Genomic DNA, 15,475 nt, shown 5'->3' on the forward strand with positions numbered 1-15,475 from the left:
GGCGTTGGAGTCTTACTCAGCCTGCTTGCCGTTGCGAATAAAGAGGTTCGCGCCCTTCTCGAGCAGCATGCCTGGCAGCTCGGTGCGCTTCTCCCAGAGCCGCAGCGGGGTGCCGCTCAGGCGCTTGAGGTCCTCGGACTGGAGGTTGGCCGCACGCCAGGTGAGGGTCTCCACCGCGTCGAAGAGCTTGCCCGCCACCTCGCGGCCGCTCATGCGGCTGATCTGCTCGAGGGAGAAGCCGCGCTCGGCGAGGAGCCCCGCGCTCGCGGCCGCCCAGCGCTGGCTGGCCTCGTTGGAGAGCACCGCGGTGCCCGGACGGGCGATCTGCACCGGCGTGTACACCGTGGGACGGGTCTCCGGGATGACGCCCATCTTCTTGCCGATGCGCTCGAAGGTATCCAGCACGCGGTCCAGCTGCGCGTCCGTGTGCGTGGCCATGTAGCTGGTGCGGATGAGCGCGTGGCCCGGCTCCACCGCGGGGGCGGTGACGGGGTTGGCGAACACGCCCGCCTCGTGCAGCGCGCGCCAGAAGCGGAAGCACTTCACCTGGTCGCCGATCAGCACCGGCACCACCGGGGTCACCGAGACGCCGGTGTCGAAGCCCATGGCGCGGAAGCCGTTGTGCATCTTCTCCGCGATGTCCAGCAGGCGCGCGCGGCGCTGGGGCTCGGCCTGGATGATCTCCAGGCTCTTGAGCGCCGCGGCCACGCTGGCCGGGGTCATGGACGCGCTGAAGATGACCGAGCGCGCCTTGTGGCGGATGTACGTGATGACGTCCTGGGGACCCGCGAGCACGCCGCCGAGCGAGGCGAAGCTCTTGGAGAAGGTGCCCATCACCAGGTCCGTCTCGCGCTCGAGGCCGAAGTACTCGCTGGTGCCGCGGCCGTGCTCGCCGATGACGCCCATGGCGTGCGCGTCATCGGTCATGACGCGGGCGTTGTACTTCTTCGCCAGCTCCACGATGCGCGGCAGGTTGCAGATGTCGCCCTCCATGGAGAAGACGCCATCGGTGACGATGATCTTGCCCGCCTCGGGGTCGGCCGCCTGCAGCAGCTGCTCCAGGTGCTCGAGGTCGTTGTGGCGGAACTTGCGCTCGGTGGCGAAGGAGAGGCGGATGCCGTCCACCAGCGAGGCGTGGTTGCCGCGGTCCGAGAAGACGATGTCGTGCCGGCCCAGGATGGAGGCGAGCGCCAGGTTCGTCTGGAAGCCGGTGGAGATCACCACCGCCGCGTCGCGGTTGAGGAACTGGGCGAGCTTGTGCTCGAGCTCCTCGTGCAGCACCAGCGTGCCGTTGAGCAGGCGCGAGCCGGAGCAGGTGGAGCCGAACTTCTCCACCGCCTTGATCGCGGCCTCCTTCACCCGGGGGTCCGCGGAAAGGCCGAGGTAGTTGTTCGAGCCGACCATGATCACGCGGCGGCCGTCGATCTCCACCTCGGTGGCCCCGTGGCTCGCCTCGATCACCCGGAAGTAGGGGTAGAGCCCCGTCGCCTTCGCGATCTTGTAGTCCTTCCAGCTGCTGCACTTCTCGAACACGTCACTCATCGCGGGGCCTCGGGGCGTCGGTTGCCCGGGTGGGGATAAAGGGGGCGAGCTGGAGTGCAATGGGCATTCCAGGCGGAGCCTTCCGGCGGGTGCCGCTCCGCGTCGACGCGGGGGCGGCTCTTAGAGATTGGGTCTGGCGGTGTCAAGGCGAAGGCCGGGTCCCGGTCCTAACTCTGGGAGAACACTCAATTCCCCTGGAGGCCAAGAAGGCAGGCGGGCCTCCGGTGGGATCGGCAACATCCGCGGAGCAGGCGGACCGCCCGTCCGTGTGCTCGCGTGCAGCGTTTAACACGGCGCCGCGCCGGCCGCCGCAGCGTCCGAGATCAGGCCGCAACCCTGACAGGCGTGTCAGACTGTAGGCGTGAGGCCTACCGCCCCCAGCCCCCTGCAGCTCCCGGTGCGCCTGCTGCCAGTGGACGCGGTGATCGTCGCCGTGTGCGCGGGCGCGAGCCTCGCGCTGCTCTCCCCCTGGGGGCGCTGGGCGCCCGGGGCAGCGCGCTCGGCGGCGGGCTTCGGAGTGCTCGCGCTGGGGCCCCTGCTCCTGCGCTGGCTGCAGGCGCGTGCGCCGCAAAGCCGCACGCTGCGGCTGCTCGCCTCCTTCTGGATGCTGCCGGTGGCGGGGCTCGCGCACACGCTGCTCAACCCGCTCGTCGACGCCGTGGGGCACCCGCTCTACGACGCGCAGCTCGCGCAGCTGGACGCGCACCTGCTCGGCGTGCAGTTCGCCCTGTGGGCCGAGCAGCACGGCCCGCGCTGGCTCGAGGACGTGCTGCTGGTCTGCTACTACGGGCACTTCGTCTGGTCGCTGGTGCTCGCCGGCGCGCTGTACGCGCGGGCCGAGCGCCGCGCCTTCGAGACCTTCCTGCTCGCGGTCTCCGTCTACCTCGCGGCCAACTACGCGCTCTATGCGCTGGTGCCGGCCGTGGGCCCGCGCTTCTTCCTCGCGGCCCACTTCGCCGAGCCGCTGCGGGGCCTGTGGCTCGCGCCGCGGCTCGCCGGGCTGATGATGCTCCCGGCCTTCCTGCGCGACTGCTTTCCCTCGGGGCACACGGGGCTCGCGCTGCTGGTGTTGATCACCGCGTGGCGGCGCGCCCGGGGCGTCTTCTGGGTGGCGCTCGCGCCGTGCGCGGGGCTCATCGCCGCGACGCTCGTGGGCCGCTTCCACTACGCGGTGGACCTCGCCGCGGCGCTGCCGCTCGCCTGCGGGGTGGCGGCGGCGGCCGAGGCGCTCTACCGTCGCCTGCCGGATACGGAGGGCGCCGTGGCGCGCGCCGAGCCCGGCGTCCCGGAGTCCGAACCGCAGTGAGCCCTCCCGCGCCACGAGCCCCCAGGAGCCTCCATGTCCGTGCTGGCAGCCCGCGTCTCCCGCTTCGGCACCACCGTCTTCTCCGAGTTCAGCGCGCTCGCCGTCCAGCACGGCGCGGTGAACCTGGGGCAGGGCTTCCCCGACTTCGACGGGCCGGACGCGGTGAAGGAGGCTGCCCAGCGCGCCATCCGCGACGGCGTGAACCAGTACGCGCTGAGCGCGGGCGCGCGCGACCTGCGTCAGGCCATCGCGGAGCATGCGCAGCGCTTCTACGGCCAGGGCGTGGACCCGGACACCATGGTCACCGTCACCAGCGGCGCCACCGAGGCGATCCTCGCCACGCTGCTGGGCCTGGTGAACCCGGGCGACGAGGTGGTGGTGTTCGAGCCGGTCTACGACTCGTACGACGCGAGCATCGCCTTCGCGGGCGGCGTCGCGCGCCACGTGCCCCTGCACCCGCCGGACGCGCAGCACGCCACCTGGTGGTTCGACGAGGCCGAGGTGCGCGCCGCCTTCGGGCCGCGCACCCGCCTGCTCGTCCTCAACACCCCGCACAACCCCACCGGCAAGGTGTTCACGCGCGCGGAGCTGGAGCTGCTCGCGGGCCTGTGCGAGGAGCGCGGCGCGTACGTGCTCGCGGACGAGGTCTACGAGCACCTCGTCTTCGCGCCCGCGCGCCACCTGCGCGCGGCCACGCTCCCGCAGCTGCGCGAGCGCACCGTCACCGTGAGCAGTGCGGGCAAGAGCTTCAGCTTCACGGGGTGGAAGATCGGCTGGGCCATCGCGCCGCCGGCCCTGCGTGACGCGGTGCAGCGCGCCCACCAGTTCATCACCTTCGCCGTGCCCTCGCCGCTGCAGGCGGCGGTGGCCGTGGCCCTGCGGCTGCCGGACGCGTACTTCCGCGACCTCACCGCCCTCTACACGGACAAGCGGGCGCGGATGCTCGGGGCGCTCGGCGAGGCGGGCCTGACGGCGCACGCTCCGGAGGGCAGCTACTTCGCCATGGCGGACATCCGCGGGCGCGGCTTCGCGGACGACGTGGCCTTCTGCCGGCACCTGGTGACGCAGGTGGGGGTGGCGGCCATCCCGCCCAGCGTCTTCTACTCTCCGGAGCACCGCGCGCTCGGGCAGGGCTTCGCCCGCTTTGCCTTCTGCAAAACGGAGGCGGTGCTGGACGAGGCGCGCCGCCGGCTGGTGCGTGGCCTGGCGCGCACGGGGTGAAGCGCGCGCTCTTGCGCGCCTTGCGACCCCCAACCCCCTTTGCTACTAGGCCGGGCATGCCCGCGCGCACTCCGCCCAGCCCCAAGAAGCTCAGCCGTTCCGTCGCCTCCCGCACCGCCAAGCCCGCCCCGGCGAAGTCCTCCAAGGCCGCCGGCAAGGCCTCCGCCAAGGCTCCGCAGAAGCGCGGCGCCCTCGCCAAGGTGTCCAAGGTGTCCAAGGCCGCGAAGGCGGTGGCCGCTCCGGTGAAGAAGGCCGCGAAGAAGGTCGCAGCGGTGGCCGCGGCGAAGCCCGCGGCGCGCAAGGCCGGCAAGGGCACCAAGGTCTACGACGCGGCGGCGCTCAAGGCCGTGGCGAAGGCGACGGACGTGTGGGCCAAGGGCGAGCTCGCGAAGATCACCGCGAAGGCGCCGCTGCGCCGCCCCGGCTTCATCACCGACTCGGGCGTGCCCATCCCGGACGTGCTCACCGCGGCGGACCGCAAGGCCGAGGACTTCGAGCGCATCGGGCTGCCGGGTCAGTTCCCGTTCACCCGCGGCGTGCAGCCGTCCATGTACCGCGGCCGCCTCTGGACCATGCGCCAGTTCGCCGGCTTCGGCACGCCCGCGGACACGAACAAGCGCTTCAAGTACCTCATCAGCCACGGCATGACCGGGCTCTCCACCGCCTTCGACATGCCCGCGCTCATGGGCTACGACGCGGACCACCCCATGAGCCGCGGCGAGGTGGGCAAGGAGGGCGTGGCCATCTCCTCGCTCAAGGACTTCGAGGTCCTCTTCGACGGCATCCCGCTCGAGAAGGTCAGCACCTCGATGACCATCAATGCGAGCGCCGTGGTCGCGCTGTGCATGTACATCGCGGTGGGTGAGAAGCAGGGCGTTCCGATGGAGAAGCTCGCCGGCACCATCCAGAACGACATGCTCAAGGAGTACATCGCGCAGAAGGAGTGGATCGTCTCGCCGCGGCCCGCCGTGCGGATCGTGACGGACATGATCGAGTTCTGCACGAAGAACATGCCCAAGTGGTACCCGGTCTCCATCAGCGGCTACCACATCCGCGAGGCCGGAGCGACGGCGGTGCAGGAGCTGGCCTTCACGCTCGCGGACGGCATCGGCTACGTGGAGGAGTGCGTGAAGCGCGGGCTGGACGTGGACAGCTTCGCCCCGCAGCTCTCCTTCTTCTGGGACGTGCACAACGACTTCTTCGAGGAGGTCGCGAAGTTCCGCGCCGCGCGCCGCATCTGGGCGCACGTGATGCGCGACCGCTTCGGCGCGAAGAACCCGCGCTCCATGCAGCTCAAGACGCACGCGCAGACGGCCGGCGTGAGCCTCACCGCGCAGCAGCCCTACAACAACGTGGTGCGCACGGCGCTGCAGGCCTTCGCCGCGGTGCTCGGCGGCACCCAGTCGCTGCACACCAACTCGCTGGACGAGACCTACGCGCTGCCCACCGAGGAGTCGGTCACCATCGCGCTGCGCACCCAGCAGCTCATCGCGCACGAGTCCGGCGCGGACCGCGTGGTGGACCCGCTCGCGGGGAGCTACTACGTGGAGTACCTCACCGACGAGATGGAGAAGCGCGCGCTCGAGTACATCCGCCGCATCGACGAGATGGGCGGCATCATCCGCGCGGTGGAGGAGCAGTACCCGCAGAAGGAGATCGGCGAGAGCGCCTACCGCTTCCAGCGCGAGGTGGAGCAGGGCGACCGGCTCATCGTCGGCGTGAACGCCTTCAAGAGCGAGGGCAGCGCGCCCATCGAGCTGCTGCACATCGACGAGAAGGTGGCCGAGGAGCAGATCGCCCGCCTCAAGCAGGTGAAGGCCGAGCGCAACAACGAGGCCGTCAACGCGGCGCTCGCCAAGGTGGAGGCGGCGGCGCGCGGCACCGAGAACGTGGTGCCCGCGGTGCTCGAGGCGGTGAAGGCCTACGCCACGCTGGGCGAGGTGTGCGACGTGTTCCGCAAGGTGTGGGGCCCCTACCGCGAGGGCGGCGCGTTCTAGAGCGGCGCGCGAGGGGAGGGCAGGGCCGTGAGCTTCTTCGGCGAGCTGTACCTGCGCTCCACCCTCCCGTTCCTCTCGGAGCAGCTCACCGCGCGCGAGGTGGACTACCTCGCGCGCGCGCTCGGCCCGCGCGCTCCTGCCGGCTGGGTCGTGGACCTGGGCTGCGGCCACGGCCGCCACGCGGCCCCCTTGAACCGGGAGGGGCCCTTGGCGGGGCGCGTCATGGGCCTGGAGCGCGACGAGCGCTCGCTTGCGCAGCGGCTGCCGGGCTTTCCCGTGGTGCGGGGAGACCTCCGGACGCTGCCCTTCGGCGCCCGGGCGCTCGCCGGGGCCTACGCCTGGTACACCAGCCTCTTCACCTACTCGGACGAGGAGCACCGGGAGATGCTGCGCGAGCTCGCCCGGGTGCTGCGGCCCGGCGCGCCCCTGGTGCTGCAGACGGTGCCCTGGGAGCGGATGGCGGCCGCGCCCGAGGCGGCGTTCCGCCAGGCGCTTCCCGACGGGAGCGTTCTGGAGGAGACGAGCCGCTTCGACCCCCGCACGGGACGCGACCACGGGGAGCGGCGCTTGAGCATTCCTGATGGCCGCGTGCTGTGCGGCGCATACGCCATTCGTTACTATCCGCTCGCGGATCTGACACAACTGCTGGAAAGTGCCGGGTTTTCAGTGGCATGGGTGCACGGCGGCCTGGCGGGGGAGCCGTTGTCGTCCACCTCGACCGACCTCATCTTGGGAGCAGAGCGCACACATGGCTGAGAGGAAGCTTCGAATTTTGGTGGCCAAGCCGGGCCTGGACGGACACGACCGCGGGGCGAAGATCATCGCCCGGGCGCTGCGCGATGCCGGCATGGAGGTCATCTACACGGGGCTGCATCAGACCCCCGAGATGATCGTGAACGCGGCGGTGCAGGAGGACGTGGACGCCATCGGCATGTCCATCATGTCCGGCGCGCACATGACCCTGTTCCCGGCGGTGATCGATCTGCTCAAGGGCAGCCAGGCCACCGACATCGCCGTTTTTGGTGGCGGGATCATCCCGGACGACGACATTCCCAAGCTGAAGAAGCTCGGGGTGACCGAGATCTTCACGCCCGGCAGCTCGACGCAGGACATCGTCCAGTGGATCCGAAACAACATCTCCAGCCGCCTGTAGGCTGGCTCAACTCGCTCCCGCGCAAGGTCGACATCTACGAGGTCGGCCCTCGCGACGGGCTGCAGAACGAGCTGCGCACGCTGCCCACCCGCGACAAGGCGCGCCTCATCGAGGCGCTGGTCGCGGCGGGTGAGAAGCGCATCGAGGTCACCTCGTTCGTCAGCCCCAAGTGGATTCCGCAGCTCGCGGACGCCGAGGAGCTCCTGCGCCTGGTGGGGCGCAAGCCGGGCGTGGTGTTCAGCGCCCTGGTGCCCAACCTCAAGGGGCTCTCTCGCGCGCGGGACGCCGGGCTGGAGGAGGCCGCGGTCTTCATCTCCGCGAGCGAGGCCCACTCGAAGAAGAACATCAACAAGAGCATCGCGGAGGCGGTGGCGGGGGCCAAGGAGGTCATCCACGCCGCCTCGGGCGAGGGCATGCGCGTGCGCGGCTACCTCTCCACGGTGTGGGGCTGCCCCTACGAAGGCGCGGTGCCGGTGGAGCGCGTGGTGGGCATCTGCCGCGAGCTCGCCGACGCGGGCATCTACCAGCTGAGCCTGGGGGACACGATCGGCGTGGGCACCCCGCGCCAGACGGAGCAGATCCTCGAGGCGCTCGCGCCGCACATCCCCGTGGACCGCATCGCGCTGCACCTGCACGACACGCGCGGCACCGCGCTCGCCAACGCCCTGGTGGGCCTGTCTGCGGGCGTGACGACCTTCGATGCGAGCATCGGGGGCCTCGGCGGCTGTCCCTACGCGCCCGGAGCGGCCGGCAACCTCGCCACCGAGGACGCCGTCTTCATGCTGCACGGCATGGGCGTGGACACCGGCATCGACCTGGACAAGCTCGTGGAGGCCGGGGAGATCGCGCAGGAGCTCATCGGCCGCAAGCTCGCGGGCAAGTACCTGCAGGCCGCGCTCGGCGAGCGCGAGAAGAAGGCCTCGCGCCGCGCCGCCACCTGAGCCCGGGGTCCGCTCCCGCAGGGAGGGGCGCTCCCGCGCTCAGCGCCCCGCGAGCAGCGGCCCGAGCCGCTCGGGGATGCCCAGCAGCTGCGCCGCCGCCTCGAGCATGCGGCGCTCCTGACGGTCCACGCGCCCGTCCACCAGCGCCATCTGCACGATGTGGCGCAGGAACACCTCCGCCTCGGCGGAGGCGGTGGGGATGAGCCGGTCGAAGAGCGCGGGACCGGCGCTCAGCGCCCGCTCCACGTTCACCCACGGCACGCTCCAGCGCTCGGCGCAGGTGCGCAGGAGCCGGCGCTCCCGGGCGTCCACCTCGCCGTCCGCCGCCGCGAGCGCCGCCATCATGTAGAGCAGCCGCTGGCGCTCCTGGGCGTCCATCGGGGCATCCGTCGGCGCGGCCGGTGGGGCGCCGCTGCGGGGCGCCCGCACGCGCGCCGCCTCGCGCGCATCCCAGGCCTCGAAGGGCAGGGCGCTGTGCAGCACCCAGTCGCGCTCGCCGCTGCCCAGGGGCGTGCTGCAGTAGTCGCAGCTGGGGGCGGCGCTGTCGGTGAGCGGTGCGTGGCACTGCGGGCAGCGGTCGGTGGAGAGGCCGTGCTCGGTGGGGGTGAGCGCGCCGTGGCGGCGCAGCAGGGTGAACATCCAGCGCTGGGGCACGGTGGGAAGCTGCGGCGGGCGCTCGCCCTCGGGGCCCACGCCCATGCGCGCGCTCCAGCGCACCTCCACGTGGGCCCGGTCCCAGTCCCCCGCGTGCACCTCGAGCGCGCGCGTGAGCACCGCGCCCACTGCGCACTCGAGGAAGACCTTGCGCCGGCCCTGGCGCCGCAGCGCCTCGAGCTCGGCGGAGAGCGCCGCGAGCGCGTCCGCGTGGGCGAGCTTCGCGAGGCGGGTGGGATCCCTTCGGCTCTGCGCCTCCACCCAGCGCCAGAACACGAGCGAGGTGCGGTCCTCGAGCATCTCGAGGTTGAGCGCCGGGTCCGCCTGGCGGGCGTCGAGCAGGCCGTCCACGGTGGTGTGGTGGCGCACGTGCTCGCTGCCCTGGGTGATCTCCGAGAGCGTCCAGTCGTAGTTGCCGCTGTTCACGATGGCGCTGCAATACTCGCAGGCGTTGCTCGCGCCGCCCCGGAACGGCGCGCCGCAGTTCGGGCACTTGCCCTGGTACAGGTCCTGCCCGATGCGCGTGAGCGCGCCCGGGCGGCGCACGAAGGTCCACACCTCGACGAAGGGCTCGGGGGCCACGCGGCGCGCGGCCGCGAGCGCCGCCTCGTCGCTCATGCCCGCCGGCACGTCCGTGTCCCGCATCTGGGCGCGCACCCGCAGCTGCACGCTGTCGAACCAGCGGCTCTGGTTCAGCCCGATGATCTGCACCTCGAGCACCTGCACGTCCGCCATGGCGTCGCGCACGCCCTGCGCCGAGAGCAGCTGCAGCTGCACCCCCAGGCGCTGGTAGGTCGCGTCCGAGAGGAAGGGGCGCAGGGCGGTCAGGTCGCGGCGGAACCACGCCTCCTGCAGCCGCACGAAGAGGCCCCTCGTGCGGTCGAGCAGCGGGAGCAGCTCGAAGCCCGGGTCCTTGAGCTGCAGCGCGTTCACCCAGCCCTGCACGTCCCGCGAGGAGACCTGCGTGCGCAGCTCGGCCTCGCGCTGCTGGAAGGCGCGCTGGGTGCTGCCCCGGGGGCTGAGCCGGCGCTGGTACACGACGTAGCCCACCACCGCGAGCCCCAGCACCGGCAGCATCAGCTGCGGGTAGTGCAGGGTGAGATCCAGCAGCATCCAGAGGATGAAGCCGAAGTCGCCGTCGCCCCCGCCGCCACTCGGGCCGTGGCCGCGGTAGTGCTCGCCGCCACCGGCGCGGGCGAGCGCCACGCAGGGCACCAGCAGCAGCACGAGAAGGGACAGCAGCGTGGGCAGCGCGGCCAGGGGCCTGCGCCCGCCCCGGCGCGGGAGGGTGGGGGTGCGCATCGCTTCGGACTCTACCGCCTTTCCGCCTTGCCAGGGCCTGCGGCCGGACGCAGTCTGCCGCACCCAGCTGGGGCCCTCTCGTGGCCCCGTTGGCCGTACGAAGGGCCTACGAACGAGGAGCGAGACGCATGCCGGAGTTCAAGATCGACGCGCGCGGTCCCATCGAGATCTGGACCATCGACGGGGAGGGGCGCCGCAACGCCATCAGCCGCGCGATGCTGCAGGAGCTCGCCAGCCTGGTCGAGCGGGTCTCGGCCTCGCGCGACACCCGGGCGGTCATCCTCACGGGGGCGGGGGACAAGGCCTTCTGCGCGGGCGCGGACCTCAAGGAGCGCAGCACCATGAGCGAGCCCGAGGTGCGCGCCTTCCTCGATCAGCTGCGCCGCACGCTGCGCGCCATCGAGAAGAGCGACTGCATCTTCATCGCTGCGCTCAACGGCACGGCCTTCGGCGGCGGCACGGAGCTCTCGCTCGCCTGCGACCTGCGCGTGGCCGCGCCCGCCGCGGAGCTGGGCCTCACCGAGGTGAAGCTCGGCATCATCCCCGGCGGCGGCGGCACCCAGCGGCTCGCGCGGCTCATCGGGCCGGGCCGCGCGAAGGATCTCATCCTCACCGGCCGCCGCCTCAACGCCGCCGAGGCCTTCAGCATCGGGCTGGTGAACCGGCTCGCCCCCGAGGGGCGCCTGCTGGACGCCGCGTACTCGCTCGCCGAGGCGATCGTGGAGAACGCGCCCGTGGCGGTGTCCACCGCGAAGCACGCCATCGACGAGGGCGTGGCGATGGAGCTCGACCAGGCGCTCGCCCTGGAGTTGCAGAAGTACGAGGCCGTGCTCAAGACGGAGGACCGGCTCGAGGGGCTGCGCGCCTTCGCCGAGAAGCGGCCGCCCGTGTTCAAGGGCCGCTAGGGCGCCACCCGGGCTGCGCAGAAACGACGACGGGACGCCCGGTCTCCCGGAGCGTCCCGTGTGTGCGCGGCTTGCGCGGCGCGTGCGTGCCTAGGCGCTGGCCTGGGTCTCGCTGCGGGTGTTCTTGGCCTTGTCCAGGTAGTTCATGGCCTTCTCGCGCACGTCGGTGCGCAGGTCCGAGCCGGGCTTCGGCGCGAGCAGCAGGGCCACGATGCTGCCGGCGGCGGCGCCCAGGAGGAAGGCCCCCGTCACGCCCAGGCCGGTGGAGACCGGCTTGTGCTTGGCGAGCCCGATGAGGTTCAGGACGTCGTCGGCGTCGAAGTCGTCCCACTTCTCCTTGGAGTAGCGGGGCAGGTCGTCCGTCAGCTTGTTCTCGAGCCAGTTCTTGTAGAGCAGGCCCTTGGTCTTCCACTTCGCCTTCTTCGCGAACATCGAGTTCCCCCTGTCCTGTGGTGCGGGTAGCCGGAGGGGGCCCACCCCCTCCATCGTGCCCAAGGTAGGGCGGGCAGGGCAGCGGGGCATCCCCCCGGGAGGTGCGAATCCGCCCGTGCGACCAGGCGGGCGCTCCAGGCGTTGCTCGCATGACGATCCCCGGGACGATGCGCGCCGGCAGCGCACACTCGGGGCAGCCAGGCAGGCGGGATTTTGCTATGCCGCCCGCGCCATGTCTCTCGACCAGAACCTGCTCCAGAAGATCGCCCAAGTCGAAAAGGGCGGCGCCCAGAAGTACCACGCCAAGAACGCCGAGGCGGGCAAGCTGTTCGCCCGCGAGCGCATCCGCCTGCTGGTGGACGAGGGCTCCTTCGTGGAGGACGCGAAGCTCGCCAACAACATGGACCCGGAGCTGCCCTCCGACGGCGTCGTGATCGGCGTGGGCAAGGTGGACGGCCGCACCGTGGCCATCATGGCCAACGACTCCACGGTGAAGGCCGGCAGCTGGGGCGCGCGCACGGTGGAGAAGATCCTGCGCATCCAGGAGACGGCGAAGGGGCTGCGCTGCCCGCTGCTGTACCTGGTGGACTCCGCAGGCGCGCGCATCACGGACCAGGTGGAGATGTTCCCCGGCCGCCGCGGCGCGGGCCGCATCTTCTACAACGAGGTGCACCTGTCGGGTGAGGTGCCGCAGATCTGCCTCCTCTTCGGGCCCTCCGCCGCTGGCGGCGCCTACATCCCGGCCTTCTGCGACCTGGTGATCATGGTGGACGGCAATGCCTCCATGTACCTGGGCAGCCCGCGCATGGCCGAGATGGTGATCGGCGAGAAGGTGACGCTCGAGGAGATGGGCGGCGCGAAGATGCACTGCTCCGTCTCGGGCTGCGGCGACGTGCTGGTGAAGAGCGAGCCGGAGGCCATTGCCGCCGCGAAGAAGTACCTCTCCTACTTCCCGGAGAACTTCCGCCAGCTGCCCCCCACCGTGGAGCCCAAGGCCCCCAAGGCCAGCGGCAAGCGGGTGGACGAGATCATCCCGGGCGACCAGAACAAGCCCTTCGACATGCACGCCCTCATCGCGGAGCTCATCGACGAGGGGAGCTGGTTCGAGGTGAAGAAGCTCTTCGCCCAGGAGCTGATCACGGGCCTCGCGCGCATCGGCGGGCGCCCGGTGGGCATCGTGGCGAACCAGCCCAAGTACAAGGGCGGCGTGCTCTTCGTGGACTCGGCGGACAAGGCCGCGCGCTTCATCTGGCTGTGCGACGCCTTCAACATCCCGCTGCTGTACCTCGCGGACGTGCCGGGCTTCATGATCGGCACGAAGGTGGAGCGCGCGGGCATCATCCGCGCCGGCGCGAAGATGATCTTCGCGGTCTCCGAGGCGAGCGTGCCGCGCATCTGCGTGGTGGTGCGCAAGGCCTACGGCGCCGGCCTCTACGCCATGAGCGGCCCGGGCTTCGCCCCCGAGGCCACGCTGGCGCTGCCCCAGGCGATGATCGCCGTGATGGGCCCCGAGGCGGCGGTGAACGCCGTGTACTTCAACAAGATCCAGGAGAAGCCCGAGGCCGAGCGCGCTGCCTACGTGCAGCAGCTGCGCGACGAGTACCGGGCGGACGTGGACATCTACAAGCTCGCCGGCGAGCTCGTCATCGACGAGATCGTCCCCGGAGACAGCCTGCGCGCCGAGCTGGACAAGCGTTATGCCCTGTACAGCCGGCGCTTCGAGCCGCGCGCGGAGAAGAAGCACGGCGTGCTGCCGGTCTGACACGCCGCGCCACAGGCTGCCCGTCCGTCCGACTCCCGACGCTCTGCCGCGCCGGGATGAGTGACGGGCGGACGCTGCGAGAAGCGCAACTTGCGGCCGGGCCCGCGAAAGCCCCGCCGCGCCACCCTTTGCGATACATCCTCGATCCCATGGACTTCGAACTGCCCGAGACTCACCGCGCCCTGAAGGCGTCGCTGCGCGACTTCTGCGAGCGCAAGGTCAAGCCGTACGCCCGCGACTGGGACCGCGACGAGAAGTTCCCGATGGAGGTCGTGAAGGAGCTGGGCGAGCTGGGCGTGCTCGGCATGCTGGTGGCCGAGGAGTTCGGCGGCGCGGCGCTGGACTGCCTGGCGGTGGCCGTGGCGGTCGAGGAGATCGCCCGCTACGACGGCTCGCTCGCGCTCACCGTGGCGAGCCACAACGGCCTGGGCACCAGCCACCTGCGCGTGTTCGGCAACGAGGCGCTGCGCAAGAAGTACCTGCCCAAGCTCGCCACCGGCGAGTACCTGGGCGCGTGGGGCCTCACCGAGCCGGGAAGCGGCTCGGACGCGGCCGGCATGAAGACCACCGCGGTGCGCCACGGCGACACCTGGGTGCTCAACGGCGCCAAGATGTTCATCACCCAGGGCACCGTGGGTGACGTGTTCGTGGTGCTCGCGCTCACCGACCCCTCCAAGAAGCAGAAGGGCATCACCGCCTTCGCGCTGGAGAAGGGGATGAAGGGCTTCAGCCAGCGCGCCATCCACGGCAAGCTCGGCATGCGCTCCTCGGACACCGCCGAGCTCATCATGGAGAACGTGGAGGTGCCGGACTCGCAGCGCGTGGGCGAGGTGGGCCAGGGCTTCATCGACACCCTGAAGATCCTCGACCGCGGCCGCATCACCATCGGCGCGCTCAGCGTGGGGCTCGCGCGCGGGGCGCTCGAGGAGTCGGTGCAGTACTCCAAGGATCGCACCGCCTTCGGCCAGCCCATCTCCGAGTTCCAGGGCCTGCGCTGGATGATGGCGGACATGAAGACCGAGCTGGAGGCGGCGCGCCTGCTCGTGCACCGCGCGGCGCGCCTGTGCGACGCGAAGCAGCCCTACAGCCGCGAGGCCTCCATGGCGAAGCTCTTCGCCTCCGAGGTGGCCACCCGCGCGGCGAACAAGGCGGTGCAGATCCACGGCGGCTACGGCTACACCCGCGAGTTCCCCGTGGAGCGCTACCTGCGCGACGCGAAGCTGTGCGAGATCGGCGAGGGCACCAGCGAGATCCAGCGCAGCATCATTGCGCGCGAGATCTTCAAGGGCTAGCAAGGACCCGATGGACGCGGCACTCCTTCAGAAGCTCGGGCTGGCGTGGGAGGCGGAGGAGGGCGGCGGCGAGGCGGTGCTCGAGCTGCACTCGCTGCCGCTCGTCAATCCGCTCACCCGCCACTTCATCGACCAGGTGCGCCTGCGGCCCGAGGGCGAAGGCGCGCAAGGCGCGCTCCTCCCCGTGGCGCCCGCGGAGGTGCGGGGGCTCGCGCCCGTGCCTCTCGCGGGCGTGGAGCGCTCGGCGGACCTCGAGGCGCAGGTGAGCGCCCTCTTCAACGCGGCCATCCTGAGCATGCAGCGCCGCTCCGCGGAGCTCCAGGTCCTGGGCGTGACGCCGCGGGTGGACCCGGACTCGCTCGAGCTGAGCGCCGAGCTCGACGCGGTCGTGGCCGTGGAGGGCACCGGGGGCCGGGGCCGCGCGCTCCTGCAGCTCACGCTGACGGCCGACCGCCAGGGCCAGTTCCGGCTCACCCGCGCCGAGCGCGACGGGGCGACGCTGGACATCCCCGAGGCGGCCGCGGCGCCCTTCGACCTCTCGGAGTTCCGGGAGAAGAGCGCCCTGGTCGGCTACCTCGCGGCGCTGGTGGGTGAGGAGCTCGCCCCCCAGACGGCTTCGCCCCGGGAGGCCGCCGAGCCGCAGGAGGCGCCGCTGCGCTACAGCGAGCTCGTGGCCACCTTCGGGGCGGGGCTGATCGTCCCGCCGCGCAGCGCGCTGGAGCTGCTCGCCGAGGTGGTGGTGGAGGGCAAGACGTACCGCTTCGCCGCCGCACGGGTGGCGGGGCGCAGCTTCCGCGGCCTGCTGGCGGGAGCGCAGGGCAAGCTGTGGGCCGAGCGTTTCGAGCTCGAGGAGTTCCCGGGCGTGGTGGCGCTGGTCTCCCGGCTGCTCCACGTCCCGCCCGAGGCCGTGCAGGTGGTGGGCGGAGAGGCAGCCCCGCATTCCGAAGGGGAGTGAGTCTTGGCAACGA

13 protein-coding genes are annotated in these 15,475 nt (G+C 71.5%); 10 read left to right on the forward strand and 3 right to left on the reverse strand.

Translation table 11 applies throughout. From position 1 onward, the window contains the following. Positions 1-12: 12 nt before the first annotated feature. Positions 13-1,542, reverse strand: coding sequence for an aminotransferase class I/II-fold pyridoxal phosphate-dependent enzyme (locus FGE12_RS00510; RefSeq protein ID WP_153864253.1), 1,530 nt, complete (start codon positions 1,540-1,542; stop codon positions 13-15). Between the two features lie 361 nt (positions 1,543-1,903). On the opposite strand from FGE12_RS00510, the gene FGE12_RS00515 reads away from it, so the two are divergent. The 6 genes from FGE12_RS00515 to FGE12_RS00540 are packed head-to-tail and all read left to right on the forward strand — an operon-like array spanning position 1,904 to position 8,160. After that, positions 1,904-2,848, forward strand: a complete 945-nt coding sequence (locus FGE12_RS00515; protein WP_153864254.1) for a phosphatase PAP2 family protein — start codon at positions 1,904-1,906, stop codon at positions 2,846-2,848. A 33-nt stretch (positions 2,849-2,881) separates the two neighbouring features. Continuing rightward, the gene (locus FGE12_RS00520; protein WP_153864255.1) at positions 2,882-4,069 is read left to right on the forward strand and encodes an aminotransferase class I/II-fold pyridoxal phosphate-dependent enzyme; all 1,188 of its coding nucleotides are present in this window, start codon (positions 2,882-2,884) and stop codon (positions 4,067-4,069) included. Between the two features lie 56 nt (positions 4,070-4,125). Continuing rightward, positions 4,126-6,066, forward strand: coding sequence for a methylmalonyl-CoA mutase (locus FGE12_RS00525; protein ID WP_194797422.1), 1,941 nt, complete (start codon positions 4,126-4,128; stop codon positions 6,064-6,066). A gap of 27 nt (positions 6,067-6,093) precedes the next feature. Next, on the forward strand, positions 6,094-6,822 hold the full coding sequence (locus tag FGE12_RS00530; RefSeq protein WP_194797423.1) for a class I SAM-dependent methyltransferase: 729 nt from the start codon (positions 6,094-6,096) through the stop codon (positions 6,820-6,822). After that, a complete protein-coding gene (locus FGE12_RS00535) occupies positions 6,815-7,219 on the forward strand; it encodes a cobalamin B12-binding domain-containing protein (protein WP_153864256.1) in 405 nt (134 codons plus the stop codon). The genes FGE12_RS00530 and FGE12_RS00535 overlap by 8 nt, the downstream gene beginning before the upstream one ends. Beyond that, a complete protein-coding gene (locus tag FGE12_RS00540; protein ID WP_194797424.1) occupies positions 7,186-8,160 on the forward strand; it encodes a hydroxymethylglutaryl-CoA lyase in 975 nt (324 codons plus the stop codon). Before FGE12_RS00535 ends, FGE12_RS00540 begins: the two co-directional genes overlap by 34 nt. A 39-nt stretch (positions 8,161-8,199) precedes the next feature. Here FGE12_RS00540 and FGE12_RS00545 read toward each other — a convergent pair whose 3' ends face one another. Beyond that, positions 8,200-10,116: a TIM44-like domain-containing protein gene (locus tag FGE12_RS00545; RefSeq protein WP_153864257.1), complete on the reverse strand. Its 1,917-nt coding sequence runs from the start codon at positions 10,114-10,116 to the stop codon at positions 8,200-8,202. A 128-nt stretch (positions 10,117-10,244) separates the two neighbouring features. Between FGE12_RS00545 and FGE12_RS00550 the strand changes: the two genes are divergently transcribed. Beyond that, on the forward strand, positions 10,245-11,021 hold the full coding sequence (locus FGE12_RS00550) for an enoyl-CoA hydratase-related protein (RefSeq protein ID WP_153864258.1): 777 nt from the start codon (positions 10,245-10,247) through the stop codon (positions 11,019-11,021). Positions 11,022-11,111: 90 nt separating this feature from the next. On the opposite strand, the gene FGE12_RS00555 is transcribed toward FGE12_RS00550, so the two are convergent. Continuing rightward, positions 11,112-11,453: a YtxH domain-containing protein gene (locus FGE12_RS00555; RefSeq protein WP_153864259.1), complete on the reverse strand. Its 342-nt coding sequence runs from the start codon at positions 11,451-11,453 to the stop codon at positions 11,112-11,114. Positions 11,454-11,685: 232 nt separating this feature from the next. On the opposite strand from FGE12_RS00555, the gene FGE12_RS00560 reads away from it, so the two are divergent. From FGE12_RS00560 to FGE12_RS00570, 3 genes are all read left to right on the forward strand, one after another. Then, positions 11,686-13,215: an acyl-CoA carboxylase subunit beta gene (locus tag FGE12_RS00560; RefSeq protein ID WP_153864260.1), complete on the forward strand. Its 1,530-nt coding sequence runs from the start codon at positions 11,686-11,688 to the stop codon at positions 13,213-13,215. Positions 13,216-13,364: 149 nt separating this feature from the next. Further along, positions 13,365-14,507: an acyl-CoA dehydrogenase family protein gene (locus FGE12_RS00565; RefSeq protein WP_153864261.1), complete on the forward strand. Its 1,143-nt coding sequence runs from the start codon at positions 13,365-13,367 to the stop codon at positions 14,505-14,507. Between the two features lie 10 nt (positions 14,508-14,517). Continuing rightward, positions 14,518-15,462, forward strand: coding sequence for a hypothetical protein (locus FGE12_RS00570; RefSeq protein WP_153864262.1), 945 nt, complete (start codon positions 14,518-14,520; stop codon positions 15,460-15,462). Positions 15,463-15,475 lie beyond the last annotated feature (13 nt).

The sequence above is a fragment of the Aggregicoccus sp. 17bor-14 genome (genome assembly GCF_009659535.1).
GTDB lineage: Bacteria > Myxococcota > Myxococcia > Myxococcales > Myxococcaceae > Aggregicoccus.